Genomic DNA, 24,618 nt, shown 5'->3' on the forward strand with positions numbered 1-24,618 from the left:
TCCAGCACCTCGCGGGCATGAAGGACTCGAAGGTCATCGTCGCGATCAACAAGGACGAAGAAGCGCCGATCTTCAGCGTGGCCGACTACGGCCTCGTCGGCGATCTGTTCACCATCGTGCCGGAACTCGAGCAGGCGCTCGGCTAACCGCCCCCAGCAAGCGGAATGATCATGAACGAGCTTAACGGATACGATTTCGAAGACCTGCAACCGGGTATGAGTGCCCGGTTCGCCAAGACCATCACGGAGGCGGACATTCTGTTCTTCGCGAGCGCGTCGGGAGACATGAACGCGGTTCACATCAACGAGCAGTTTGCGCAAACCACACCCTTCAAGGGGCGCATCGCTCACGGCATGCTGACTGCCAGCATCATCTCCGCGGCGCTCGCGGGGCAACTGCCCGGCCCGGGCACGATCTACCTCGGTCAGAACCTGCGCTTCAAGGCGCCGGTCCGGCCCGGCGACACCGTGCAGGCCGAAGTGACCGTCAAGGAACTGATTCACGACAAGCGCCGCGTGGTGCTGTCCACCGTTTGCACGGTCGGCGGCAAGGTGGTGGTCGAAGGCGACGCCACGGTGATGCCGACAAGCTGCCGCGACCGTGCCGTCGAGGACGCGGCTTGCGCCGTCAGCGACGCATGATAGCGAGCCCCGCCATGAGAATGCCATTCAGCATGCCACAAGAATTTTCTACGGGCTGGGTCAAGGCCGGCTTCGATTTCTGGCGGTTTTCGCCGCTCAAGGATGAATTCGATGCGTCGGTGCCTGACACCGACGGCTCGGACTTCGATTTCGACGGGCCGTTCGCGCGAGGCTCAGTGACCCACACGAGCGCCCACTACCTGCAACAGCAGGCGCAACTGTGGAGCGATGCCGTCGCCGGATTGATCGGCGGGCGCACGGAGTTGAAGGCGGTCGCCGAGCCCGAGCAGGGAGACCGGCGCTTTCACGCCGACGACTGGTCCAGCAACGGCTGGTACAGCCTTCTGAAACAGAGCTATCTGATCAACGCCAGGACGCTCGCGGACTTCGTCGAGGCAAGCGCGCTCGACGAAAAGGGCAAGCACAAGCTGCGCTTTTTCATGCGCCAGTTAATCGACTTCGCCAGCCCCGCGAATTTCCTCGCGACGAATCCCGAGGTCCTCCGGGAGGCAGTGGAATCGGGCGGCTCGAGCCTGCTGTCGGGCGTCACGCATCTGCTCGACGATCTGGGCAGCGGCGCTATTTCGATCACCGACCGAAGCGCGTTCGAAGTGGGCCGTAGCGTCGCCACGTCCAGTGGCGCGGTGGTTTATGAAAACGATCTGTTTCAGCTGATCCAGTACGATCCGCTGACTTCGAAGGTCGCCGCGCGGCCGCTCGTGATCGTTCCGCCGTGCATCAACAAGTTCTACATTCTGGATCTGCAGCCCGAGAATTCGTTTGTGCGCTTCGCCTGCGAGCAGGGCCTGACGGTGTTCGTCGTGTCGTGGCGCAACCCGCAGCAGGACATGGCGCAGACCACGTGGGACGCCTACCTCGAGGACGGCGTGATGCAGGCGCTCAAGGTGGCGCGTGAGATTAGCCGGGCCGGCCGGGTCAATGCATTGGGCTGGTGTGTGGGCGGCACGATGCTGTCGTCGGCGCTGGCGGTCATGCGTGCGAACGGCGACGACTCGGTGGCGAGCCTGACACTGTTGACGGCACTGCTCGACTTCACCGATCCGGGCGATCTCGGCGTGTTCATCGATGAGCAGGGCGTGGCGATGCGCGAGCATACGATCGGCCGCGGCGGCCTTTATCCGGGCCGCGAACTCGGCTTCGTATTTCAGGCGCTGCGTGCCAACGATCTGATCTGGCCGTACGTCGTGAACAACTACCTGAAAGGCAAAACCCCAACCGCGTTCGATCTGCTGTACTGGAACGCGGACACGACCAATCTGCCCGGTCCGATGTACAGCTTCTATCTGCGCAACATGTACCTCGAAAACAGTCTGCGCGTGCCGAACAAACTGACGTTCTGCAACACGCCGGTGGATCTCGGCAACGTCGATATCCCAAGCTATCTGATGGCGGCCGAGGAAGATCACATCGTGCCGTGGCGATCCGCCTATCAGTCGACGCAGCTACTGGGTGGTCGAACCGAGTTCGTGCTCGGGGCAAGCGGCCATATCGCGGGTGTGATCAATCCGGCGTCGAAGAACAGGCGCAGCTACCGGACCAACGATACCTGCAACGAGAACGCCGACGAGTGGCTCGCGACGTCGGTTCAGCAGCGCGGCAGCTGGTGGAATCACTGGATCGAATGGGTCAAGCAGCATTCCGGAGAGCAGGTCGAAGCGCGCACCAGGCTCGGCAATAGGAAGTACAAAGCTATCGAGAGCGCACCGGGCCGCTACGTGAAGCTTCGCGCCGCATGAGCGGATCGCGATAGCGTGTGCGGCAACGACGGAGTGTGATGTTCAGTGCATCGCACTCCGTTTTTTTTCGTCGTCACTTCGCATGGCTCGCGCGCCAGTCGCGCGGCGTCATGTGGAAGCGCGACACGAACCAGTTCGTGAACGATCCCTGTTGCGCGTAGCCGAGCAGCGCCGAGACCCGTCCGATCGGGTAGGTGGGATTGCTCATGTAGCGCACCGCGAGTTCGCCGCGGACTTCCTCGACCTGATCCGAAAAGCTGGTGCCGGCCGAACTCAACTGCCGTTGCATGGTGCGCACGCTCAGATGCAAATAACGTGCAACCAGCTCGGCGTTCGCCTGCTCGAGCGGCAGCAGCAGGTAGATCGCCTTGCGCACTTCCAGCGCGGCCGATTCCGCGGCGCTCGCGTTCTTGGGCGAGGCGAGGCTTTCCGCATAGCGCACGAGTTCAGGATCGGCCAGCGGATTCGGGTAGTCGAGATCGGCGCTCGCGCAGACGAAGCCGTTGAAGTCGCTGCCGAACATCACTGGACAGCCGAAGAAGCGTCGATGAAACGTCAGGTCCGCTGGTGCGGGGTGTGTGAAGTGGAGCTCTCGCGGTTTCCAGAACTTGCCGAGCAGAGCGCTGGAGTGCCGCGCGAGGACGCCGAGTGCCAGTTCGATCGCCTGCTTCGTTGGGGTACCCGGTTCGACGACGAGTTCCTCCCGAATGGTGACCGTTTTATCCGCGTCCTCGACGTACACCGCCAGCGCTTCGTTGAGCAGATGACGGTATTCGGCCGCGGCCAGCAACACTTCGCGCAGCGTGCGCTTGTGCGCGAGCAGGACATTGATCACGCCGCTGCCGAAGGTCTGCCGCGTTTCCGCCATTTGCAGCGCGAGGGTCGGGCACGACGCCTTCTCGGCCGTCATTTCGAGCAGCCGGCAACAGGCGGTGGCCGATACGCGATCGTCCGGATTCGCGAGCGCGCCGGCATCGATGCCGGCCTGTTTCGCGAGTTCGACCGGGTTCAGTCCAAGCCGTCGCGCCACCTCGAAATAACCGCTCATGGCTACCGACGTCACCATCGTTTCCATCGTAGTTTCTCCGGACGATTCAAACGCTGAGTCTTTTTCTGGTCATTAAACGCTTGCTTCGCGCAATTATTGGTGTTAACGCGCAGTGGCACGAATCGCTAAAAGGATGGCGTCCAATCATAAAAGTGTAGCGCTTGATTCCCGTATCGTGTGCACATGTCGTTCGATGTGTTCCAGCGAATTTTCATGCGACCTCGCGATAGCGGAACACCGTCACTCACAACTGGATGGAGGCAATCAAATGCAATTTCTCGACGATTCGCTGCACCCCGAGAATCAGGACAAGGTAGTCATCACCACTGCGCCGTACGGCCCGGAATGGATGCCCGCGGACTTCCCGGAAGACATCCCCGTGACGATGGACCAGCAGATCCAGAAGGCCGTCGATTGCTACAACGCCGGCGCCACGGTACTGCACCTGCACGTGCGCGAACTGGACGGCAAGGGCTCGAAGCGGCTGTCGAAGTTCAATGAACTGATCGCGGGTGTGCGTACCGCTGTGCCCGACATGATCATTCAGGTCGGCGGCTCGATCTCGTTCGCACCGGAAGACGACGGACAGGCCGCGAAGTGGCTGTCCGACGATACGCGCCATATGCTGGCCGAGCTCGATCCGAAGCCCGATCAGGTGACGGTCGCGATCAATACCACGCAGATGAACATCATGGAGTTGCTCTATCCCGAGTATCTGGCGGGCACCTCGCTTTCCAACCCCGCGTTCATGGCCGCCTACAGCGAAATGACGGTTCCGGCCGGTCCCGCATGGGTCGAGGAGCATCTGCGCCGCCTGCAGGCTTCGGGCATCCAGCCGCACTTTCAGCTCACCGGCATTCACGCGCTCGAAACGCTCGAGCGCCTCGTGCGCAAGGGCGTCTACAAGGGCCCGCTGAACCTGACGTGGATCGGCATCGGTGGCGGCTTCGACGGCCCCAACCCGTTCAACTTCTTCAACTTCGTGCATCGCGCGCCGGATGGCTCCACGGTCACCGCCGAGTCGCTGCTGAAGAACGTGCTGCCGTTCAACATGATGGCGATGTCGATGGGCCTGCATCCGCGCTGCGGCATCGAGGACACGATCATCGATCAGCACGGTAAGCGCTTCACGTCGGTGCAGCAGATCGAGCAGTGCGTGCGCGTCGCGCGCGAACTGGGCCGCGAAATCGCCACTGGTAAAGAAGCGCGCGAGATCTATCGTATTGGTGTGCAGTACGAGACGGTCGAAGAAACGCTCAGCGCCAACGGGATGGCGCCGAACCGCCAGGCCGGCGTCAGGAACCTGCCGCTTCGCGCGGCGTGAATGCCGGAAGTCCGGGCCGACGCGTTGGCCGAGGCCGGGCTTCATGGGTAACGCTCCCGCTGAATAGCGGGAGCAGATAGCTGAATCCATAACAGGTCGTCGGCCCAGGCGGGCAAGGCGGCCGCCACGGAGTCAGCGTGGAAGGAGACTAACCATGCTCGTTCAGCATGCAGCGCCCACGGCGGGCGAAGTTTCGGCAGCAAAGACGGATGTGCGCGCTTATGCGTGGGTGGTGTTTGCGTTGACGGTCGGATTGCTGCTTTCCGACTATATGTCGCGGCAGGTGTTGAATGCCGTGTTTCCGCCGCTCAAGGCGGCATGGAATTTGTCCGATGCGCAGCTGGGTTCGCTCAGCAGCGTGGTCGCGCTGATGGTCGGTGTGCTCACGTTCCCGCTCTCGGTGCTGGCCGACCGCTGGGGCCGCGTGAAGAGCATCGTGCTGATGGCGGCGATGTGGAGTCTCGCGACGGTGGGCTGCGCGATCTCGGCCAACTATGGGCAGTTGCTGCTGGCGCGTGCCTTCGTCGGGATCGGCGAAGCGGCTTATGGCAGTGTCGGTATCGCAGTTGTCCTGAGCATCTTCCCGGTGCGGCTGCGCTCCACGCTGACCGGCACCTTCATGGCGGGCGGCGCGTTCGGCTCGGTGCTGGGCATGGCGCTCGGTGGCGCGGTGGCGGCTCACCTCGGCTGGCGTTCGGCATTCGGCGCGATGGCCGCGATGGGGATCGTGCTGGTCGTGATCTACCGCCTCGTCGTCACCGAAAAGCGTCTTGCGCCGCTGCAGCCGGCGAGCGTGACGAAGCAGACGCAAACGCGCGGCATGCGCATGAGCCTGCGCGAGCTGATGAAGGGCTTGTTTTCGACGAAGTCCGTGGTGTGCGCCTATGTGGGCAGCGGTCTGCATCTGATGGTTCCCGCCGCTGTGTGGGCGTGGATGCCGAGCTTCCTGAATCGCTATTACGGCATGGCCACCGGCAAGGCTGCGATGTGCGCGGCGGTATTCGTGCTGGTGACCGGGGTGGGCATGGTGGTGTGCGGAAATCTCGCCGACCGGCTCAGCAAGAACGTGCGCGAACGTAAGTGGAGCGCCGCGATCGCCTTCTGCCTTGCCTGTTTCGTCCTGCTCGCGATCGGCTTCCACATGCCGGCGGGGCGGTGGCAGCTGGTCGTGATCGGCGCCGGCATGTTCTTCTGCGCCGGTGCGAGCGGCCCGTCGGGTGCGATGGTGGCGAACCTGACGCCGCCGACCATTCACGCCTCGGCGTTTGCGACGCTGACGCTCGCGAACAACCTGCTGGGCCTCGCGCCGGCGGCTGTTCTGACGGGAATCATCGCCGACCGGATCGGTCTGCTGGGCGCGTTGCAACTGGTGCCGTTCGCACCGCTCGTCGCAGCCGCCGCATTCATGATCGGCAAACGGAACTACTCCGGCGATCTCGATCGGCTCAACACGCTGCGCGAGCAAGCCGCACGCTGACATCGGATGGTGCCGCGCGGACGGCGCGGACAACAGAACCTGTGATGCGCCTCGGGCGCAACGAACTCTGCGAAGTGCAGATCAAGTAAAGAATTGGAGAGTCAACATGGCAAAGGCAGTGCGCTTTCATGAAACCGGTGGTCCCGAGGTCCTGCGCTACGAGGACGTCGAAGTGGGCAACCCGGGTCCCGGTCAGGTTCGCCTGCGCCATCAGGCCGTGGGACTCAATTTCGCCGATACGTACTTTCGCAGCGGCCTGTATCCGGTGCCGCTGCCCGCGGGAATGGGCGTGGAGGCCGCGGGCGTGGTCGAGGCCGTGGGCCCCGACGTCACGAACGTCGCGGTGGGTGATCGTGTGACCTACACGGGCTTCATCAACACGCTCGGCGCGTACAGCACCGAACGCCTGATTCCGGCCGCGCCGCTGATCCGGCTGCCCGATGCGATCGACTGCGAAACGGCTGCCGGCATGACCATGCGCGGCCTGACCGCCGCGTACCTGATGCGCCGCATTCACGCCTTCAAGGTGGGCGACACGATCCTTCTGCATGCCGCCGCCGGCGGTGTCGGCCTGATCGTTTCGCAGTGGGCGAAGCTGCTGGGTCTCACCGTGATCGGCACGGTGTCGAGCGAGGCCAAGGGCGAGGTGGCCCGTGCGCACGGCTGCGATCACATCATCAACTACAGCCGCGAAGATGTCGCGAAGCGCGTACGCGAACTGACCGATGGCGTCGGCGTGAATGTCGTGTTCGACAGCGTCGGCAAGGACACCTTCGAGGCTTCGCTCGACTCGCTGAAACGTCGCGGTCTGCTGGTTTGCGTCGGCACGGCCTCCGGCCCGATCCCGCCGTTCAATCCGCAGTTGCTGGCAATGAAAGGCTCGCTGTATCTGACCCGCCCGGCTCTGGCTGACTACATCGCCGATCCGGCCGAGAAGGACGAGCTGGCCCGGGACATCTTCGGGCTCATCGCCTCGGGCCGCATCAAGATCGAGTTGAATCAGCGCTATGCGCTCGAGGACGCGGCGCAAGCGCATCGTGATCTGGAATCGCGCAAGACGACGGGTTCGTCGGTCTTCGTTATCTAAGGAGCGAGCCATGCGAGTCGAACAACTGACGTACTCGATCGGCGCCGAGCTGACAGGGGTGAATCTTGCCCACGCCATCTACGACGATGGCCTGTTTGCCCAGATCCGCTCCGCGCTGCTGAAGCACCGGGTGCTGTTCCTGCGCGACCAGGACATCACGCGCGCCGAACACGTGGCGTTCGCGCGCCGCTTCGGCGAACTGGAAGACCATCCGGTCGCGGGCAGCGATCCGCAAAATCCGGGCCTCGTGCGTATCTACAAGACCCCGGACCAGCCCAACGACCGTTACGAAAACGCTTGGCATGCCGATGCCACGTGGCGCGAAAAGCCGCAGTTCGGTGCGGTGCTGCGCTGTGTCGAGTGTCCGCCCGTCGGCGGCGACACGATGTGGGCGAACATGGTCCTCGCCTACGAAAATCTGCCGGCGTACGTGAAGGCGCAGATCGCGGACCTGCGCGCGCGCCACAGCATCGAGGCGAGCTTCGGTGCCGCGATGCCGATCGAAAAGCGTCTGGCGCTGAAGGCGCAGTTTCCGGACGCGGAGCATCCGGTCGTGCGCACGCATCCGGAAACGGAAGAGAAGGTGCTGTTCGTGAGCGCTTTCACGAGCCATTTCACGAACTTTCATACGCCGGAGCGGGTGCGCTTCGGTCAGGACGCGAATCCGGGAGCGGGCGATCTGCTGCGCTATCTGATCAGCCAGGCGTACATCCCCGAGTACCAGGTGCGCTGGCGCTGGCAGAAGAACAGCATCGCGATCTGGGACAACCGCAGCACGCAGCACTATGCGGTGATGGACTACCCGCCGTGTCATCGCAAGATGGAACGCGCCGGCATCATCGGCGACAAGCCGTACTGAACCAGCAAGTAGCTTCCCATGAATTACGAATTGAAACCGACCATTCTGATGGTCCCGGGTCTGCGCGACCACGTCGCCGAGCATTGGCAAACCCTGTTGCAGCAACGGCTGCCGAAAGCGCTGTCGGTGCCGCCGCTCGAACACGACAAGCTCAGTTGCGCGGCACGGGTTGCGGCGCTCGATGCCGCGCTCGCGAGAATCGACGGCCCGGTCATTCTGGTCGCGCATAGCGCGGGCGTGATGATCACCGTGCATTGGGCGGCGCAGCACAAGCGCGAGATTCACGGCGCGCTGCTCGCGGCGCCCGCGGACTTCGAGACGCCGCTGCCGGCGGGCTATCCGGAGCTGGATACGCTCGAGCAGAACGGCTGGCTGCCGATTCCGCGCAAGCGTCTGCCGTTTCCGAGCATCGTCGGCGCGAGCCGCAACGATCCGCTCGCACGGTTCGAGCGGGTGCAGGACATGGCGCAGGACTGGGGCAGCCGCCTCGTCGATCTCGGCGAAGTCGGGCACCTCAATCCCGCTTCGGGCTTTGGCGAATGGCCGATGGCGGAGACATTGATTCGCCGGCTGGTGCTGATGTGACGCGGCTAGCGTCGGATCACAAGGAGCCTGAAATGTCGCGTCGGATCGTGGTGGGGGTCGCCGGCGAACTCGCGCCGGGCCAGCGCAAGCTGGCCTTCATCGATGGCCGCAGCATCGTGCTGTTCAACATCGCAGGCACGCTTCACGCCATCGACAACACCTGTCCGCACAACGGGGCCGCGCTTTCGAGCGGCCAGCTGGAAGGTTGCATGTTGCGCTGTCCGGCGCACGGTCTGCGCTTCGACGTGCGCACGGGCTGCATGGCGGGAACAGGCGGATTGACTGTGACGACCTTCCCGGTCGAAATAATGAATTCAAAGGTGGTGGTGAGTCTCGACGAGCCGAATGCGACGTCCTCGCATGAGCGAGACGCCACAACCAGTCAGGAGACGGAAAGATGCAAGGCTTGATGATGCAGCAGTCGCTGCTGGTGTCCGCGCTGCTCACGCACGCGGAGCGCCATCACGGCGAACAGGAAATCGTGTCGCGACGCGTGGAAGGAGACGTCCATCGTTATTCGTATCGGCACCTCGCGCAGCGCGCGCGCCGCATGGCCAACGCACTGGCAACGCTCGGCGTCGGCCAGGGCGAGCGCGTCGCGACGCTCGCGTGGAACGGCTATCGCCACATGGAGCTGTATTTCGCGGTATCGGGCTCCGGGTCCGTGCTGCATACGCTGAACCCGCGACTGCACGTCGACCAGCTCGAATACATCATCGAGCATGCGCAAGATCGTGTGGTGTTCTTCGACCTGACGTTTCTGCCGCTGATCGAGAGCGTCGCGCCCCGGGTGAAGAGCCCGAAGGTATTCGTGGCGTTGACCGATCGCGCGCACATGCCGAAAGCGAACGAGCTGGACGGCATGCTGATGTGCTACGAAGATCTGCTGGAGCTGCACGACGACGTCTTCGAATGGCCGCTGCTCGACGAAAACAGCGCGTCGTCGCTGTGCTACACGTCGGGCACCACCGGCAATCCGAAGGGCGTGCTGTACAGCCATCGCTCTACCGTGCTGCACACCTACGCGGCAGCGCTGCCCGATGCGCTGAACTGTTCCGCGCGCGACGTGATTCTGCCGGTCGTACCGATGTTCCATGTGAACGCGTGGGGACTGCCCTACATCGCCTGCATGGTCGGCGCGAAGCTGGTGTTTCCGGGGCCCGCGCTCGACGGCAAGTCGCTCTATGAACTGATCGAGACGGAACACGTGACGCTGTCGGCCGGCGTGCCGACCGTGTGGCAGGGACTCCTCGCGCATGTCGATGCGATGGGCGGCACCTTCTCGTCGATGCGGCGCACGGTGATCGGCGGCGCGCCGTGTCCAACCGCGATGACCGAGGCGTTCCAGAAGCGCCATCGGGTCGAGGTGCTGCACGCGTGGGGCATGACCGAATTGAGCCCGATCGGCACGGTCTGCAGCTTCAAGGCGCATCAGCAGTCGCTGCCGATGGACGAGCAATACAGGGTGCAGGCGAAGCAGGGACGTGCGCTGTTCGGCATCGACATGCGGATCGTCGGCTCGCACGGCAATGAATTGCCGTGGGACGGCGAGAGCGCTGGCGATCTGCAGGTGCGCGGCCACTGGGTCACGCAACAGTACTTCGGCGCCGACGTCGAGTCGCCGCTGTGCGACGGCTGGTTTCCGACCGGCGACATCGCGACGATCGATCGGCTCGGCTTCATGCAGATCACCGATCGCAGCAAGGATGTGATCAAGTCGGGCGGCGAATGGATCAGTTCGGCGGCCATCGAAAACGTCGCGTATCTGCATCCGGAAGTCTCGACTGCAGTGTGTATCGCCGCGCGGCATCCGAAGTGGGACGAACGGCCGCTGCTGCTGGTCGTGAAAAAGCCGGGCAGCGAGCTGGCCGGCGACGAACTGCTGTCCTTCTTCAACGGCCGGGTCGCGCGCTGGTGGACCCCCGATGCCGTGGTGTTCGTCGACATGGTGCCTATCGGCGCAACCGGCAAGGTGCTGAAGAACCAGTTACGCGATCAATACGGGAATTATTACTTGCCCTGACGCACGGCTTGCGCGGCGACGCGGTTCGATTCACGCAACAATGCGGCCGGTCACGCCCGGGCGCACACAAAATCACCAATCATTTGAAGCGACCGCAGCATGGGCTTTTGCGCCACCGCCGGTACGCGAAGGAGACGCAATGAAGTTGAAGTCAAGCAGCGCTATCGCGTTGGCCATTTTCGCCACCGCAGCTCACGCGCAGTCGTCAGTGACGCTCTATGGCGTGATCGATACGGGTTTCCTGTATCAGAGCACTTCGGCGGTCACCTTCCTGCCGCACGCGCCGAACACGGGCAAGATTTATCAGCTGAAGGACGGCGGCATCTATGCGAGCTTCTGGGGGTTGAAAGGCAGCGAAGACATCGGCGGCGGCTACAAGATCAATTTCAAGCTGCAGGGCGTATTCAACTCCACGAACGGCAAGTTCGGCCTGTCCGATACTCCGGGCACCACCGCGATCTTCAACCAGTTCGCGACGATCGGCGTGTCCGGACCCTTCGGCACCTTCGACGCCGGCCGGCAGATCATCCCGATGATCTACGCGATGGCGGAAACCGACGTGCGCGGCGCGCAGTATTTCGGCAGTATTCTGACCGCGTGGCTGGGCATCAATCAGGCGGCCGGCTGGCCGGGTACGAGCACGAACGCGCCGATCGGCGCGCTGTACGACAGCAACGCGCTCGTCTATAACTCGCCGAAATTCCACGGCGCGTCACTTGCGCTCGAGTACGCACCGGGCGGCGTCGCCGGTCATTTCCAGGGCGGCACGCGCGAGTCGGCCGTGGCCAGGTATTCGAACTACGGTTTGAATCTGTCCGCGGTGTATTACAACGGCCACGATACCAACCCGTTCCCGATCACGTACCCGGCGGCACCCGCCATCCCTGCGACCGGGCTGGCGAACAACCGTTTCTACTATTTCGGTGCGATGTACACGATCGCCGGAATTTCGGTGTCGGCCTCGTATGGCGCCGGCAAGAACCCGGCGCATAGCAACACCGCGGACTTCGAAATGATTTCGGGGGGTCTTGGCTACCAGTTCAATCCGCGTTTCAAGGTCACGTCCGGGTACTACTACCTGAAAGACAAGAACAACTCGGCGAACCATTCGAGCGAATTCGCGGTGGGCGCGGAATACAACCTGTCCCAGCGCACCAAGGCTTACGCGCAGGTGGGTTATGTGGCCAACAAGGGGACCATGAACCAGACCATCATCTATGGCGCCCCGGTTGCGCCCGGCGTGTCCACCACGGCGGCTATGGTCGGCATCCGCCATAACTTCTGATTACGTCACCTATAACAACTGGAGTATTCGATGAAAAGCATTCAGGCACGCGCGCTGGCGATTGCCGCATTGATTCTGGCCGCGTCGAGCAGCGCATGGTCGCAGTCGGGTCAGACGTCCAGCGCAGCTTCGGGCGCGCCCGCGATGTCAGGTAGCGCGGCCGCTCCCGCCAGCCCGAGGCAAGCGAATCGCGCGCTGCGTCGGCAGGTGTATGCCGCGATCGGCAAGCACAAGGAGATCAGCGCCGGCAATATCAGCGTCATCGCAAAAGGCGGCGCGGTGACGCTGAGCGGCACGGTCACCGACGCTTCGCAGATCAATCAGGTCGCGGAGATCGCGAAGGGCGTTCCGGGGGTGACTTCGGTGACCAACAAGCTTACCGTGCAAAAGCCGTTCGGCGGGCAGTAAAAAGAGCTCACGCATCGGGGGAATCAAAGCGCGAGGAGCTCACTACAATAACCCACTAGCGGTCGAACAGCGCCGTGTAACGGCGCTGCATCTCTTCAGGCGTGAGCGCTTCGATCTGCGCGCCGAGCTGCCATTCGTGTCCGAACGGATCGCGCACGGTCGCCGAGCGCTCGCCATAAAAATGATCGGTTAGAGGGAGGACCACGGTTGCGCCCGCTTTGACCGCTTGTGCGAATAACTGGTCGACGTCGTCGCAGTGGATATGTAGCAGCACACCCTGCCGGCTCTCGCCGCTCGGGCCGAGCATGTCGTGCTCGGGATATTCGTCGGACAGCATCACGATCGCGGGACCGATCTTCACTTCGGCATGACCGATGCGGCCGCCTGGCTCGGTCAGGCGAAACTGTTCGATGCCGCCGAATGCCTGTGCGTAGAACTCAATCGCCTGCGCGGCATTGCGCACACGCAGATAGGGGTAGACCTCATGGATCGCGCTCATCGTCACCTCCAGGTGGTGGGCGAATGATTCCTGGGACGTCATGGTCGTTGCGGCAGATTACATTAGAAATCGACAGCCGGGTTTGGCCGACCATGAATCCGGAATCGCGTCACATTTGTCACTCCCATCACTCGATGACCGGCGGCGTAAACTGAACCTTCATCAACAGCGAGCGATGCAAGGCGAGCGAATCGCCTTCCGACCCGAACGCACAGGAGATCGCTCTAACCCGGAGGTTGCGATGACGACGAACAAGTCACCTGAGAAGAGTGGGAAAGATGGACAGCCTGCGATGAAGACACCGCCGGTCGTGTCGCGGCAAGAGTGGGAGGCCGCGCGCGAGCAGTTGCTCGTCAAGGAGAAAGCCTTGACACGTGCCCGCGACGCGCTGGCCGCCGAGCGGCGTCGGATGCCATGGCTTGCAGTGGAAAAAGCGTATGCGTTCGACGGGCCGCAAGGCAGAGTGAGCCTGCTCGATCTCTTCGAAGGCCGCCGTCAGATGGTCATCTATCGCGCCTTTTTCGAGCCCGGCGTGCACGGATGGCCAGAGCATGCGTGCATTGGCTGTTCCCTGGGGGCCGATCAGGTCTCCCACCTTGCGCATTTGCACGCTCGCGACACGACCCTCGTATACGCTTCCCGCGCACCGCAAGCCGATATTGCGCGGCTGAAGGCCCGGATGGGCTGGGAGATGATTCCCTGGTACACGATCACCGACAGCTTCGACGCCGACTTCGGCGTGGACGAATGGCACGGCCACAACGCGTTCATCCGGGACGGCGAGCGAGTGTTCCGAACGTACTTCATTAACGGGCGTGGCGACGAGGCGATGGGCACGGTCTGGAGCTACCTCGACATGACGGCGCTCGGGCGGCAGGAGACGTGGGAGGATTCGCCGGAGGGCTACCCACAGAGCCGGCCGTACAAATGGTGGAACTGGAACGACACTTACGTCCCCGGCGCGGCTCCCGATCCGAAGTGGGTCGAGGTGTCGGATGCCGGCGAGGCCGCATTTCGGAAGCACGACGAGTAGCGCCTGACGAATCGTCACTCGGAGAAACGACGTTCGCCAACGTACGGGACGGCCGTTCTCGCGGTCCAGCGGTATTTGAATGCTAGAGTCACGCTCGCACGCAAAGACAGCAATCACTGCAAGCCTGACTTCGAATCTATCTATGTTCGCAGTACCGTGGATCGCGATTTTCCTCGCCGCGCCGGCGACGTGGGCCAGCACGTTTCGCTGGCTGGGCGTCGGCCTGCTCGTGATCGGATACGGCACGGCGTTGGCGAGCGGGCAGCTCGGCCCTTTCGCGAGCGTCGCCATTGCGCTGCTCGGCGTGGCCGCGTACGCGGTGTCGCCGGCTCGCCAGCGTTACGTTCGATACGCTGGTCATCTGCTGTTCGTCGCGCTCGCGATCGGGCTCAGCCTGCATTGGCTACCGGGCTTTCATAACCCACGCGTGATCGGCCCCGTGCATTTCACGCCGGATGCCGTGCCGTTCACGATGTACCTCAATTTCGACAAGCCGCTGATCGGCTTCTGGCTGCTGCTCGCCTTGCCGTGGATTCGGCCGCCGCACGCGCTGCGCACGTGGATAGTCGCCGGCGTGGCCGGTTGGCTGATCACGGTCGCGGCCTGCATGGCCGTTGCGTTGTCGCTGGGGATCGTCGGATGGGCGCCGAAGCGGCCCACCGACAGCGTGCTGTGGTTGGTGAACAATCTCTTTCTCGTCACGCTTACCGAAGAGGCGTTGTTTCGCGGCTATCTGCAAGGCGGTCTGACGCGACTGTTCGCGCGCTTGAAAAGGGCGGACCTGCTCGCGCTATGCGTGGCGGCCGCGCTGTTCGGCCTCGCACATGGCGCGGGCGGATGGCAGTGGATCGTGCTCGGAAGTGTGGCGGGCATCGGCTATGGGCTGGCGTATCGCTTCGGCGGATTATCTGCGGCGGTGCTCGCACATTTCGGGCTGAACGTGGTCCACTTTTTCTTCTTCACGTATCCGATGCTGCAGCCCGCGAGCAAACTGTGAAACGACGTGGATCGGCCGTGCGCTGGCCGCGAATCCAGGCGAAGATTACCAATGACTGGATCGTTGCGGCATCCCGACGGTTCAACCACTACGTTTCTCCGCTTACGAGGGCCACACGCCGATGAACGCATCCGAACGTATCGACGAACTGATCGCAGGACTCACCGACTGGCGCGGCGCGACTTTCGCTCGCATCCGTCAATGCGTGCTGGCGGCGGACCCGGCGATCGTCGAGGAATTCAAGTGGATGGGTAGTCCGGTCTGGTCGCGCGACGGCATGATCGCAGTCGCCAACGCGCACAAGGGTAAGGTCAAGCTGACCTTCGCGCATGGGGCGGGCCTGGCCGACCCGCACGGCTTGTTCAACGCGGGCCTCGAAGGCAACGCGCGGCGCGCGATCGACTTCTTCGAGAGCGACAAAGTCGACGAGCGCGCACTGAAAGCGCTGATCCGCGCCGCGATCGACTATAACCAGAGTCATCTGAAGAAGAACATGCGCGGCGCACTACCGAAAGCCCGCCGTAAGCCGGCGCCCGGCGACGCCTGAAGCCGGCACGGTCTGCTCGCCGGCCGCGCCGCCAGGGCCGGCGGATTGATACCAGAACTGATATCGATATCGCCCAAAATATAATTGGAAAGATATCAACCCGCTCCGTACACTTCACCATCCCTGGACATTGAGCGGCAAGCCTTGCGCCGTGGCGCCGGGTGGGCCGCTTCAGTCAAATATGCCGGTGAGGGTCCCGGCGCATGCATCAAGGACCTAGCATGTCGGAAAAAAAGCGGAAATTGCGCTCGGCCGAATGGTTCGGCACGGCTGACAAGAACGGCTTCATGTATCGAAGCTGGATGAAGAATCAGGGCATCCCGGATCATGAGTTCGACGGGCGCCCTGTGATCGGTATTTGCAACACGTGGTCCGAGCTGACACCGTGCAACGCGCACTTTCGCAAGCTCGCCGAGCATGTGAAGCGCGGCATCTACGAAGCGGGCGGCTTCCCGGTCGAGTTCCCGGTGTTTTCGAACGGCGAATCGAATCTGCGTCCGACCGCGATGCTCACGCGCAATCTCGCGGCGATGGACGTCGAGGAAGCGATCCGCGGCAATCCGATCGACGCGGTGGTGCTGCTGACCGGCTGCGACAAGACGACCCCCGCTCTCTTGATGGGCGCGGCGAGCTGCGACGTGCCGGCGATCGTCGTGACCGGCGGCCCGATGCTGAACGGCAAGCTCGACGGCAAGAACATCGGCTCGGGCACCGCGGTGTGGCAGCTGCACGAATCGCTGAAAGCCGGCGAGATCGATCTGCATCAGTTTCTGTCGGCCGAGGCGGGCATGTCGCGCTCGGCGGGCACCTGCAACACGATGGGCACCGCGTCGACGATGGCCTGCATGGCCGAGGCGCTCGGCACGTCGCTGCCGCACAATGCGGCGATTCCCGCGGTCGATTCGCGCCGCTACGTGCTCGCGCATATGTCGGGCATCCGCATCGTCAAGATGGCGCTCGAAGACCTGAAGCTGTCGAAGATCCTCACGCGCGAGGCGTTCACCAACGCGATTCGCGTCAATGCGGCAATCGGCGGCTCGACCAATGCGGTGATTCATCTGAAGGCGATCGCGGGGCGCATCGGTGTCGATCTCGAACTCGACGACTGGGTGCGCATCGGCCGCGACACGCCGACGATCGTCGACCTGATGCCGTCGGGCCGTTTCCTGATGGAAGAGTTTTATTACGCGGGCGGTCTGCCGGCCGTGCTGCGCCGGCTCGGTGAAGCGAACCTGCTGCCGCATCCGGAGGCGTTGACGGTCAACGGCAAGACGCTGTGGGACAACGTGAAGGATGCGCCCAACACCAACGACGAAGTGATCCGTCCGCTCGACAAGCCGCTCGTCGCTGATGGCGGCATTCGCGTGCTGCGCGGCAATCTCGCGCCGCGCGGCGCGGTGCTGAAGCCGTCGGCGGCGACGCCCGAGTTGCTCAAGCATCGCGGACGCGCGGTCGTGTTCGAGAACTTCGAGCACTACAAGTCGCGCATCGTCGACGAAACGCTCGAGGTCGATGCGAACTCGGTGCTGGTGATGAAGAACTGCGGGCCGAAGGGTTATCCGGGCATGGCCGAAGTCGGCAACATGGGCCTGCCGCCGAAGCTGCTGAAGCAGGGCGTGAAGGACATGGTGCGGATTTCCGATGCGCGCATGAGCGGCACCGCGTACGGTACCGTGGTGCTGCACGTGACGCCGGAAGCGGCGGCCGGCGGCCCGCTCGCCGCGGTGCAGGACGGCGACTGGATCGAGCTCGACTGTGACGCGGGCACGCTGCACCTCGATATCAGCGACGCGGAGCTCGAGCGCCGTCTCGCGAAGCATGTGCCGCCCGAGCCGCCGGAAGGTGGCGGCTACCGGCGCCTGTATATCGATCACGTGTTGCAGGCCGATGAGGGCTGCGACCTCGACTTCCTCGTTGGGTGTCGAGGCTCCGCGGTGCCGCGGCATTCGCACTGACGCGCTGATCTGCCGTTGCAGCGGCAACGGCTCGACCCATGACCATGCGGGCGATGCATTCGTGCATCGCCCGCATTTTTTTTGATTGGTGGCTATCAGCCGAGGTTATCGACCGCGTCGAGCACAAGCCCGAAGAACTCGTTGGCCGCGGCCGGATTCAGCCAGCGCACGACCACCGTCATGCGCCGCTCCGGTTCGACCCACGTGAACGAACTTCCCGCGCCGATGCCGAAGTAGCTCGACTCCGGCACGTTCGAGAACACCTTGCGACCGGTGTTGAGCCACACGAGGTAGCCATAGAACGGCGCGATCGCGCACGGCGTACGCATGCGCGCGATCCATTCGGACGACAGCACGCGCTGGCCGTTCGCGACGCCGTCATCGAGCAGCATCTGCGCGACCTTCAACTGATCGTTCGCGCTCACCGACATGCCGCCGCCCCAGTGCGTGCCGCCCGGCACCGGCTGCATGCGTCGCCCGTCGATTTCGACCCACGCGTCGTCGTAGCCGACCCATTGCCAGGTTTCGCTCGCGCCAGTTGGCCGCATGATCGCTTCGCGAAACACCTCGGGCAGCGGCTGACGGAACAGATGCAGCAGTGCGAGCGAGAACTGGTTGATGCGGACGTCGTTGTATTCCCAGTAGCTGCCCGGCCGTTGCAGCGGACGCGGGTCGCCTTTCTTGCCATCGGGCGGCGCGGCGAAATTGACCGCGCGGTAGTGATCCGCCTGATCCGACAAACCGAAGTAGGTGCCGCGCCATTCGCTGGTTTGCTGCAGCAGATGCGCCCAGCTGATCGGCGCGTTGTGTTCGTCGTCGAAGCCGATGTTGGGCACGCGCACGCGCACCGGCTCATCGACGTCGGGCAACAGGCCGCGATCGTACGCGACGCCGGCGAGCAGCGCGAGGTACATCTTTGCGACGCTGAAGGTCAGATCCGCGCGATCCGGTTCGCCCCAGCTCGTCAGCACGCGGCCGTCGACGGCGATCGCACCCGATACCGGCCCGCGATCATGCACGGGACCGAGCAGCTTGTTCCATGGCGGCGGGTCGTTCACGTGCACACCCCACGCGCCACCCACGTGGCGGTCCCAAAGCGATTCATGATCCACCGCGAACTGCACGGCTTGTTGCAAACGGTCTTGCATGGAAAAGGTCCTGTCGGTTCGACGAAGCTCGCCAGGCAGCGACTCAGCGTGCGTGCAGTCGCACGCGTGCCCATATCACGGTAAAAAGGCTGAGCACGGCCGCGAGCATCAGATAGAGGCCGGGTGCGAGGTTATTGCCGGTTGCCGCGATCAGCGCGGCGACCGCGAGCGGCGTGAAGCCGCCGAACACGGTGGTGCCGATGTTGTAGCCGAACGCCATGCCGGTCGTTCGCGTGCGGGTCGGGAACAGCTCGGACATCATGGCCGGAATCGGCGCGAAGTAGGTCGCCTTCAGCATCGCGACCCACGTGACCGCGGCCAGCAACGAGCCGAGCGACGGATGCGCGTTCATCAGCATGAAGGCCGGATAGACGGTCGCGAAGAACAGCGCACCGGCGCAGAGCATGATGCGCACGCGGCCCACCTTGTCGGACAGATGACCGACGATCGGCGTGAGCACCATCATGATCAGACCGGCCGCGAGCGTCGCGATGAAGCCCGACGACGGCGCGAGCCCGAGTTGCCGCGCCGCATAGGTCGGCATGTAGAGCAGCATGTAGTTGGCCGTGGTGGTCAGCACGAGCGCGCCGATCGACACGAGCACCTGTTCCTTTTGCGTCGCGAGCAGTTCGCGCACCGGCGCGGCGGATTTCTCCGCGCGCTCGAATTCCGGCGTTTCGTCGATGCGGCGGCGAATGTACAGCCCGACCGGACCGATCAGGAGACCGAACAGGAATGGAATGCGCCAGCCCCAGCCTTCGAGTTGCGCGGTGCTCAGCGTGCTTGTCAACACCGCGCCGAACAGCGACGCGAGCAGCGTGCTCGCGCCCTGGCTCGAGAACTGCCAGCTCGCCATGAAGCCCTTGCGCTCGGGCGCATGTTCGATCAGAAACGCGGTCGAGCTGCCGAACTCGCCGCCCGCCGAGAAGCCCTGCAACAGCCGCGACGCGAATACGCCGATCGGCGCGAGCACGCCGATCGCCGCATACGACGGCATCAGCGCGATCATGCCGGTGCCGAGCGTCATCATTGCAATCGATAGCGTCAGCGATGCCTTGCGGCCTTTGCGGTCGCTGAACGAGCCGAGTGCGAGCGCGCCGATCGGTCGCGCGAGATACGACAGCGCGAAGGTGCCGAGCGTAAGCAGCAGTGACACAGTGCGGTCGTGCACCGGAAAAAACGTACGCGACAGCACGGCCGCGAAGTAGCCGTACACGACCAGATCGTAGAACTCCAGCGCGTTGCCGATCGAGGTCGCGAGAATCAGCCGCGATACGCTCGAGCGCGAGGTGTGCCGCGCGAGCGCGTCGGCGGTGGTGGCGGAGTCCATGCTCATGTCGAAGTCCTCGGGCGGCATTGGGAGGTGCGCCGGCAGTGTCGCGTGAGCGGCGCGGGCGCGGGATCGAAGCGTGTGACCCGATGTTGGGGGGGCCGATATTTATAGACAATTACAATATTTGGCAGATATCGTTGTCGAAACGGCAAAGCGCAGCCCGCGTCGAATTCCTGACGGGCGCATCGGGAATCCGGCGTTGCTTGAGCGATTTCGCGCCGCAGAAAAGAAAAAGCGCCCCGTAGGGCGCTTTCCAATCGATTCAGCCTGGCAGGGAACAGGTGTTCCCCACCGCGAACCGTCTGCTTAGAACTTGTGACGCATACCGACGCGGAACGCGAGCTGGTTGTCGGCGCCGACGCCCGACGTGTTGAAGTAGCTCGTGCTCGAACCGATCTGTGCCTGCAGGTCGCCACTTGCGGCGTTGTGGCCCGATGCGATCTGATAGATGCCCAGCACGTAGACGTCCGTGCGCTTCGACAGCGCGTAGTCGCCGCTCAGGTTAACCTGGTTCCAGTGACCGACGTTCGCGCCGCTCAGGTGCATGTACGTGTAGCCCGCGCCTGCCGTGATAGCCGGCGTGACCGCGTACTTCGCGCCCGCTTCGTAGGCTGCGAACGTGGTCGAGCCACCCGAGATCGGGGCGAGGCGCGTGTTGGTGTACAGGGCCCACAGCGTCGCCGGACCGAATGCGTAGCGGCCGCCAACGCCGAACGAGCGCAGATCCTGGATCTGGCCGGTGCCGAGCGTCGGGAAGCTCACGTTAGCCAGTGAAGTCGAGAAGGCCGGCGATGCCTGGCCCGGGTAACGGATATCCGTGTACGCTGCGCCGATACCGAACGGGCCGTTCGCATAGTTCGCGCCGAAGCTGTAAGCGCGCGACGAACCCGCAACCGGTGCAGCCGACGTGCCCGTACCCGGCGTGCCGGCAAAGCCGCCTGCCGTGTTCGAAAAGCCGTACATCGCGCCGAAGGTCAGGCCCGAGAAATTCGCGCTGCTGAACTTGACCGAGTTGTTGATACGGCTCGAGGTGAGCTGGTCGACGTCGTTGATGTGGTAAGCGTAGTTGCCCGCGACGGTCAGGCCGCCGGTCGAGTAGTTCGAGCCGAGGTAGTCGGTCGAGAACGAGTACTGGCGGCCGAACGTCAGCGAGCCGATGTTGTTCTGCGACACACCGACATAGGCCTGGCGACCGAACATCGCGCCGCCCTGGCCGGCGGTGCCGTTACCGCTGTTGAAGCCGTTTTCCAACACGAACAGTGCCTTCAGGCCGTTGCCGAGGTCTTCCGTGCCACGCAGACCCCAACGGCTGCCTTGCGCGACGCCGTCGTCGTACTTGGTCAGGCTGCTATGGCCGGTGGACGTTTTCGAGTTGTTCACGTAGCTGATACCGGCATCGATCAGGCCGTACAGCGTGACGCTGCTTTGTGCGTGAGCGGCGGAGGCGAAGACGGCAAACGTAGCGGCGGTCAGGATTTTCTTGTTCAACATACTTCTCCGAGTTAGCGAATTTTGGCGATCGCGACGCGCTGCTCTGCGGCAACGTCGCGCGATGGCCGGCAATTTAAGGGAACGCTGAGTAAGGTATGTGACAGGAAAAAATTTTTTCCACGGTGTCGTGTCGGCGCGACACTTTGCGTGGGCACCGGGGGCGGGTGTGTCGGTGGCGGGGCGGGTCGATTGACCCTGGAGCGAAGCGGGGCGTGCGGCAGCGGATCGCCCGCCAGGCGGCGGGCGATCGGTCACTTCGGCTGCTGCATGAAAATTTAGTTACATGGCCGGCTGCGACGGCATCGGCGGTCGCAGCGGCTGTGGCGTCAGTTGCTCAGCAACGAGCCGCTGCGGAACGGCGTCACGCCGGCGATGCGCGCGAATTCGAGGCCGGCCGTCGCAAAACGCGCCAGATGCCGCGCGTACAGCACGCCGGCCACGGTGTTCTTGATCGTGACGACGCGGTCCGTCAACGGATCGATGATGTCGGCGATTTCCTGGCCCACGTCGACCCACGTGCCGACCTCGCAGCGATACACGAGCACGCCGCTGATCGGCGCGACGAGCGGCTCGGCGCCCGCGAGCGGCGTCGCCGCGAACTCGAGCGGCGGCAGCGGCGCCGGTTCGCCGTCCACCACGCCGCGCAGGGTCAGATATTCGATGATCGCCTGCGCGTCTTTTTCCGCGTACTCGTACGACACGTCGCGCTGGCCGCGCAGTTCGATCGTGACCGAGATGCCGCCGTTCGGGATCGGGAAGCGCTCGCCGAAACGGCCGCGCAGATCCGACCAGCAGAAGCTGTGGATCTCGTCGAACGGATTGCCGACCGAGTTCAGCGCGAGCAGCGACGCCTTCGCATCGATGTAGCGCGCGAGCGGTTCGACTTCGGGCCACAAGTCCGGATTGGTATACAGGTGCATCGCGGCTTCCCAGTCGCAATGCAGATCGAGCACGACGTCGGCGTCGTACGAGAGCTTTTGCAGCGCGAGGCGTTGCGAGCCGAGTTCGGTGGTCGGCTTCTGCGCGTCGAGCGCTTCGCGCATCGCCGCGCGAATGGCGGCGCGGTTCTCATCTATGTCGCCGGTCAGACGCGACTCGATGGTCGGCAGCACGAGTTCCGCGAGGTCGTAGAAGTTGCGGTTGAAGTTCTGCGCGCTGCCGGTTTCGAAGCGCCCGAGCATCTGGCCGAGCAGATGCTGGTTCAGGCCGATCGGGTTCGGCACCGGCACCACCACGACTTCGCCGCGCAGCTTGCCCGCGGCCTCGAGCGCGGCCAGCTTGCGGCGCAGCGACCACGACACCAGCATGCCGGGCAGCTCGTCCGCGTGCAGCGACGACTGGATATAGATTTTCTGTCCGCCGCCGGGACCGTAGTGGAAACTCGTCAGTTCACGGGCGGTGCCAAGCGACGGGGCAATCAGCGGATGGGTCTGGGTTTGCATGGTTTTGACTTCGCGGCCCGTTCGTAGCGGCCGCGCTAGGTTGTTGATTGCAAGGGGAAAGGTGCGCGCCGGCTGCGCGCGAGGTCCGCGTGCGCGAACTGCGGCCACCCGTCTCCCGGCGACCGCGCGTTGCACGATCTTAGCCGATATGCCCCACGATGTGGCTTCATGTGGCTGGATGTGGAGCCGCAAAACAAAACGGGCTCCGCATCGCGGAGCCCGTTTCGGACAAGCTGCCGGCGCGCCGTGCGGCGCGCGTCGGCGATTTAGCTGCCGTACACGTCGAAGTCGAAGTACTTCTTCTCGATCTTCTTGTAGGTGCCGTCCTTGATCATGTCGGCGATCGCCTTGTCGACCTTCGCCTTCAGATCGGTGTCTTCCTTGCGCATGCCGATGCCGGCGCCGCTGCCGAGGATCTTCGGATCGTTGAGGTCCTGACCGACGAACACGAAGCCCTTGCCGCGCGGCGTCTTCAGGAAGCCCTGGTCAGCCTGCACCGCGTCCTGCAGCGCTGCGTCCAGACGGCCCGAGATCAGGTCGGCGTAGACCTGGTCCTGGTTCTGATACGGCACGACTTTCGCGCCCGCCGGTTCCCAGTACGTCTTCGCGTAGGTTTCCTGGATCGTGCCCTGTTCGACGCCCACCGTCTTGCCCTTCAGCGATTCAGCGGTCGGCAGGATGCCCGAGCCCTGCTTCGCGACGAGGCGCGTCGGCGTGTTGAACAGCTTCGACGAGAAGGCGATCTGTTCGGCGCGTTGCGGCGTCATCGACATCGACGACAGCACGCCGTCGAACTTCTTCGCCTTCAGTGCCGGGATCATGCCGTCGAAGTCGTTTTCCACCCACACGCACTTCGCACCGACGCGCTTGCAGATTTCGTTGCCGAGGTCGATATCGAAGCCAACGAGCTTGCCGTCTGCGCCTTTCGACTCGAACGGGGGATAGCTGGCATCAACGCCAAAACGGATCGTCGACCAATCTTTAGCGTGTGCGCCAATGGAGACGGTGGCAATCAAGGCAACCGTCAAAGCCGCTAGCAGTTTTTTCACTGTTTTTACTCCTGGGTGTAGTTCAATTTCGCCCTCGACGGTTGTGCCGCCTTGGGACGCCCGGCGCGACTCGCAAACGGGCTTCTGGTCAGGATGCAAGCCGGGGTGGCCTGCAACGCGCGCCAAGCTTATCAGTTCAAAAATATTGGGAAGCTAGTAAAACACCGGATGGCGCAGGAGGAGGCCCTCTGGAGCGACGCGTGCGCCCAAGCCGATGTGACCGGATCGTACACTGTTGGTGGTGTTTGCGTAACACGGGTGTAATGCACGAGGGGTAATACGGTGAGCCGGCGAGCGTGATCGACCGGAATATGCGGAGGCATTCTTTGCGAATTCGCCGAAAAGCGGTTCGAAACGCAGGTTTGAAACGTGGATATCGTTAAAGCTCGTGGCCGAATTTGCCGTTAATTAACAGCGGCCTCGAGACCATTGGCTTACACGGTATTACCAGCGCCGATATTTTTGCGCGGCCGTTTCGAACCTGTGCGAAAACCACGGCTTTTGGCGCTATCATCGATGCTCCATGCGTAGGACGCCGACCGCCCGCGCGGGCGCGGATCGCACCGAAGCAAATCGTCGAACAGCCGTCAAGATTCAAATGCCGTGCATTTGCGCTAGATCAAAAGGCCT

Annotated in this window: 22 protein-coding genes and 1 pseudogene; 16 read left to right on the plus strand and 7 right to left on the minus strand. The window is 63.5% G+C overall.

What is annotated here, in order from left to right; all coding sequences use genetic code 11:
- From AB3X94_RS27655 to phaC, 3 genes and pseudogenes are all read left to right on the plus strand, one after another.
- Positions 1-146, plus strand: a pseudogene (locus tag AB3X94_RS27655) (electron transfer flavoprotein subunit alpha/FixB family protein); the annotation flags it as partial.
- Positions 147-170: 24 nt separating this feature from the next.
- Positions 171-641 carry a MaoC family dehydratase gene (locus AB3X94_RS27660; protein WP_176107711.1) on the plus strand — a complete coding sequence of 157 codons (471 nt, stop codon included), beginning with the start codon at positions 171-173 and terminating at the stop codon, positions 639-641.
- Positions 642-655: 14 nt separating this feature from the next.
- Positions 656-2,398 (plus strand): class I poly(R)-hydroxyalkanoic acid synthase, encoded by a 1,743-nt coding sequence (phaC, locus tag AB3X94_RS27665; protein WP_368613250.1) that lies wholly within the window; start codon positions 656-658, stop codon positions 2,396-2,398.
- A 73-nt stretch (positions 2,399-2,471) separates the two neighbouring features.
- On the opposite strand, the gene AB3X94_RS27670 is transcribed toward phaC, so the two are convergent.
- Positions 2,472-3,473 (minus strand): AraC family transcriptional regulator, encoded by a 1,002-nt coding sequence (locus AB3X94_RS27670; RefSeq protein WP_368613251.1) that lies wholly within the window; start codon positions 3,471-3,473, stop codon positions 2,472-2,474.
- Positions 3,474-3,714: 241 nt separating this feature from the next.
- Here AB3X94_RS27670 and AB3X94_RS27675 point away from each other — a divergent pair, with 241 nt between their 5' ends.
- The 9 genes from AB3X94_RS27675 to AB3X94_RS27715 all read left to right on the plus strand — a co-directional run bounded on the left by AB3X94_RS27675 (position 3,715) and on the right by AB3X94_RS27715 (position 12,494).
- Positions 3,715-4,770 (plus strand): 3-keto-5-aminohexanoate cleavage protein, encoded by a 1,056-nt coding sequence (locus AB3X94_RS27675; RefSeq protein ID WP_176107714.1) that lies wholly within the window; start codon positions 3,715-3,717, stop codon positions 4,768-4,770.
- A gap of 154 nt (positions 4,771-4,924) precedes the next feature.
- A complete protein-coding gene (locus AB3X94_RS27680) occupies positions 4,925-6,247 on the plus strand; it encodes an MFS transporter (protein ID WP_368613252.1) in 1,323 nt (440 codons plus the stop codon).
- Positions 6,248-6,353: 106 nt separating this feature from the next.
- Complete coding sequence (locus tag AB3X94_RS27685) at positions 6,354-7,334, plus strand: quinone oxidoreductase (protein ID WP_368613253.1); 981 nt, start codon at positions 6,354-6,356, stop codon at positions 7,332-7,334.
- A 10-nt stretch (positions 7,335-7,344) separates the two neighbouring features.
- A complete protein-coding gene (locus tag AB3X94_RS27690; RefSeq protein ID WP_176107717.1) occupies positions 7,345-8,193 on the plus strand; it encodes a TauD/TfdA family dioxygenase in 849 nt (282 codons plus the stop codon).
- Between the two features lie 18 nt (positions 8,194-8,211).
- Entirely contained in the window at positions 8,212-8,778 is a 567-nt protein-coding gene (locus AB3X94_RS27695) for an RBBP9/YdeN family alpha/beta hydrolase (protein WP_368613254.1), read from the plus strand.
- Between the two features lie 32 nt (positions 8,779-8,810).
- The gene (locus AB3X94_RS27700; protein ID WP_368613335.1) at positions 8,811-9,188 is read left to right on the plus strand and encodes a Rieske (2Fe-2S) protein; all 378 of its coding nucleotides are present in this window, start codon (positions 8,811-8,813) and stop codon (positions 9,186-9,188) included.
- Positions 9,176-10,801, plus strand: coding sequence for a 3-(methylthio)propionyl-CoA ligase (locus AB3X94_RS27705; RefSeq protein ID WP_176107719.1), 1,626 nt, complete (start codon positions 9,176-9,178; stop codon positions 10,799-10,801). Before AB3X94_RS27700 ends, AB3X94_RS27705 begins: the two co-directional genes overlap by 13 nt.
- A 139-nt stretch (positions 10,802-10,940) precedes the next feature.
- Positions 10,941-12,086, plus strand: a complete 1,146-nt coding sequence (locus AB3X94_RS27710) for a porin (protein WP_368613255.1) — start codon at positions 10,941-10,943, stop codon at positions 12,084-12,086.
- A 30-nt stretch (positions 12,087-12,116) separates the two neighbouring features.
- Positions 12,117-12,494: a BON domain-containing protein gene (locus tag AB3X94_RS27715; RefSeq protein ID WP_368613256.1), complete on the plus strand. Its 378-nt coding sequence runs from the start codon at positions 12,117-12,119 to the stop codon at positions 12,492-12,494.
- A 55-nt stretch (positions 12,495-12,549) separates the two neighbouring features.
- Here AB3X94_RS27715 and AB3X94_RS27720 read toward each other — a convergent pair whose 3' ends face one another.
- Positions 12,550-12,993: a VOC family protein gene (locus AB3X94_RS27720; protein WP_368613257.1), complete on the minus strand. Its 444-nt coding sequence runs from the start codon at positions 12,991-12,993 to the stop codon at positions 12,550-12,552.
- Between the two features lie 241 nt (positions 12,994-13,234).
- On the opposite strand from AB3X94_RS27720, the gene AB3X94_RS27725 reads away from it, so the two are divergent.
- The 4 genes from AB3X94_RS27725 to AB3X94_RS27740 all read left to right on the plus strand — a co-directional run bounded on the left by AB3X94_RS27725 (position 13,235) and on the right by AB3X94_RS27740 (position 17,525).
- Positions 13,235-14,026: a DUF899 domain-containing protein gene (locus tag AB3X94_RS27725; RefSeq protein ID WP_368613258.1), complete on the plus strand. Its 792-nt coding sequence runs from the start codon at positions 13,235-13,237 to the stop codon at positions 14,024-14,026.
- Positions 14,027-14,168: 142 nt separating this feature from the next.
- Positions 14,169-15,023, plus strand: a complete 855-nt coding sequence (locus tag AB3X94_RS27730; RefSeq protein ID WP_368613259.1) for a lysostaphin resistance A-like protein — start codon at positions 14,169-14,171, stop codon at positions 15,021-15,023.
- 121 nt (positions 15,024-15,144) lie between these two features.
- Positions 15,145-15,570: a DUF1801 domain-containing protein gene (locus AB3X94_RS27735; protein WP_176107725.1), complete on the plus strand. Its 426-nt coding sequence runs from the start codon at positions 15,145-15,147 to the stop codon at positions 15,568-15,570.
- Between the two features lie 221 nt (positions 15,571-15,791).
- A complete protein-coding gene (locus AB3X94_RS27740; RefSeq protein ID WP_368613260.1) occupies positions 15,792-17,525 on the plus strand; it encodes an IlvD/Edd family dehydratase in 1,734 nt (577 codons plus the stop codon).
- A gap of 95 nt (positions 17,526-17,620) precedes the next feature.
- Here the strand turns inward: AB3X94_RS27740 and AB3X94_RS27745 are convergent, their stop codons facing one another.
- The 5 genes from AB3X94_RS27745 to AB3X94_RS27765 form a co-directional block, all read right to left on the minus strand.
- On the minus strand, positions 17,621-18,673 hold the full coding sequence (locus AB3X94_RS27745) for a serine hydrolase domain-containing protein (protein WP_368613261.1): 1,053 nt from the start codon (positions 18,671-18,673) through the stop codon (positions 17,621-17,623).
- 43 nt (positions 18,674-18,716) lie between these two features.
- Positions 18,717-20,009, minus strand: a complete 1,293-nt coding sequence (locus tag AB3X94_RS27750) for an MFS transporter (RefSeq protein WP_368613262.1) — start codon at positions 20,007-20,009, stop codon at positions 18,717-18,719.
- Positions 20,010-20,312: 303 nt separating this feature from the next.
- The gene (locus tag AB3X94_RS27755; RefSeq protein WP_176110543.1) at positions 20,313-21,494 is read right to left on the minus strand and encodes a porin; all 1,182 of its coding nucleotides are present in this window, start codon (positions 21,492-21,494) and stop codon (positions 20,313-20,315) included.
- A gap of 329 nt (positions 21,495-21,823) precedes the next feature.
- A complete protein-coding gene (locus AB3X94_RS27760; protein ID WP_368613263.1) occupies positions 21,824-22,939 on the minus strand; it encodes a succinylglutamate desuccinylase/aspartoacylase family protein in 1,116 nt (371 codons plus the stop codon).
- 266 nt (positions 22,940-23,205) lie between these two features.
- Entirely contained in the window at positions 23,206-23,988 is a 783-nt protein-coding gene (locus tag AB3X94_RS27765) for an ABC transporter substrate-binding protein (protein ID WP_176107730.1), read from the minus strand.
- Between the last annotated feature and the right edge of the window lie 630 nt (positions 23,989-24,618).

It is taken from the genome of Paraburkholderia sp. BR10923, assembly GCF_040948765.1.
GTDB lineage: Bacteria > Pseudomonadota > Gammaproteobacteria > Burkholderiales > Burkholderiaceae > Paraburkholderia > Paraburkholderia youngii.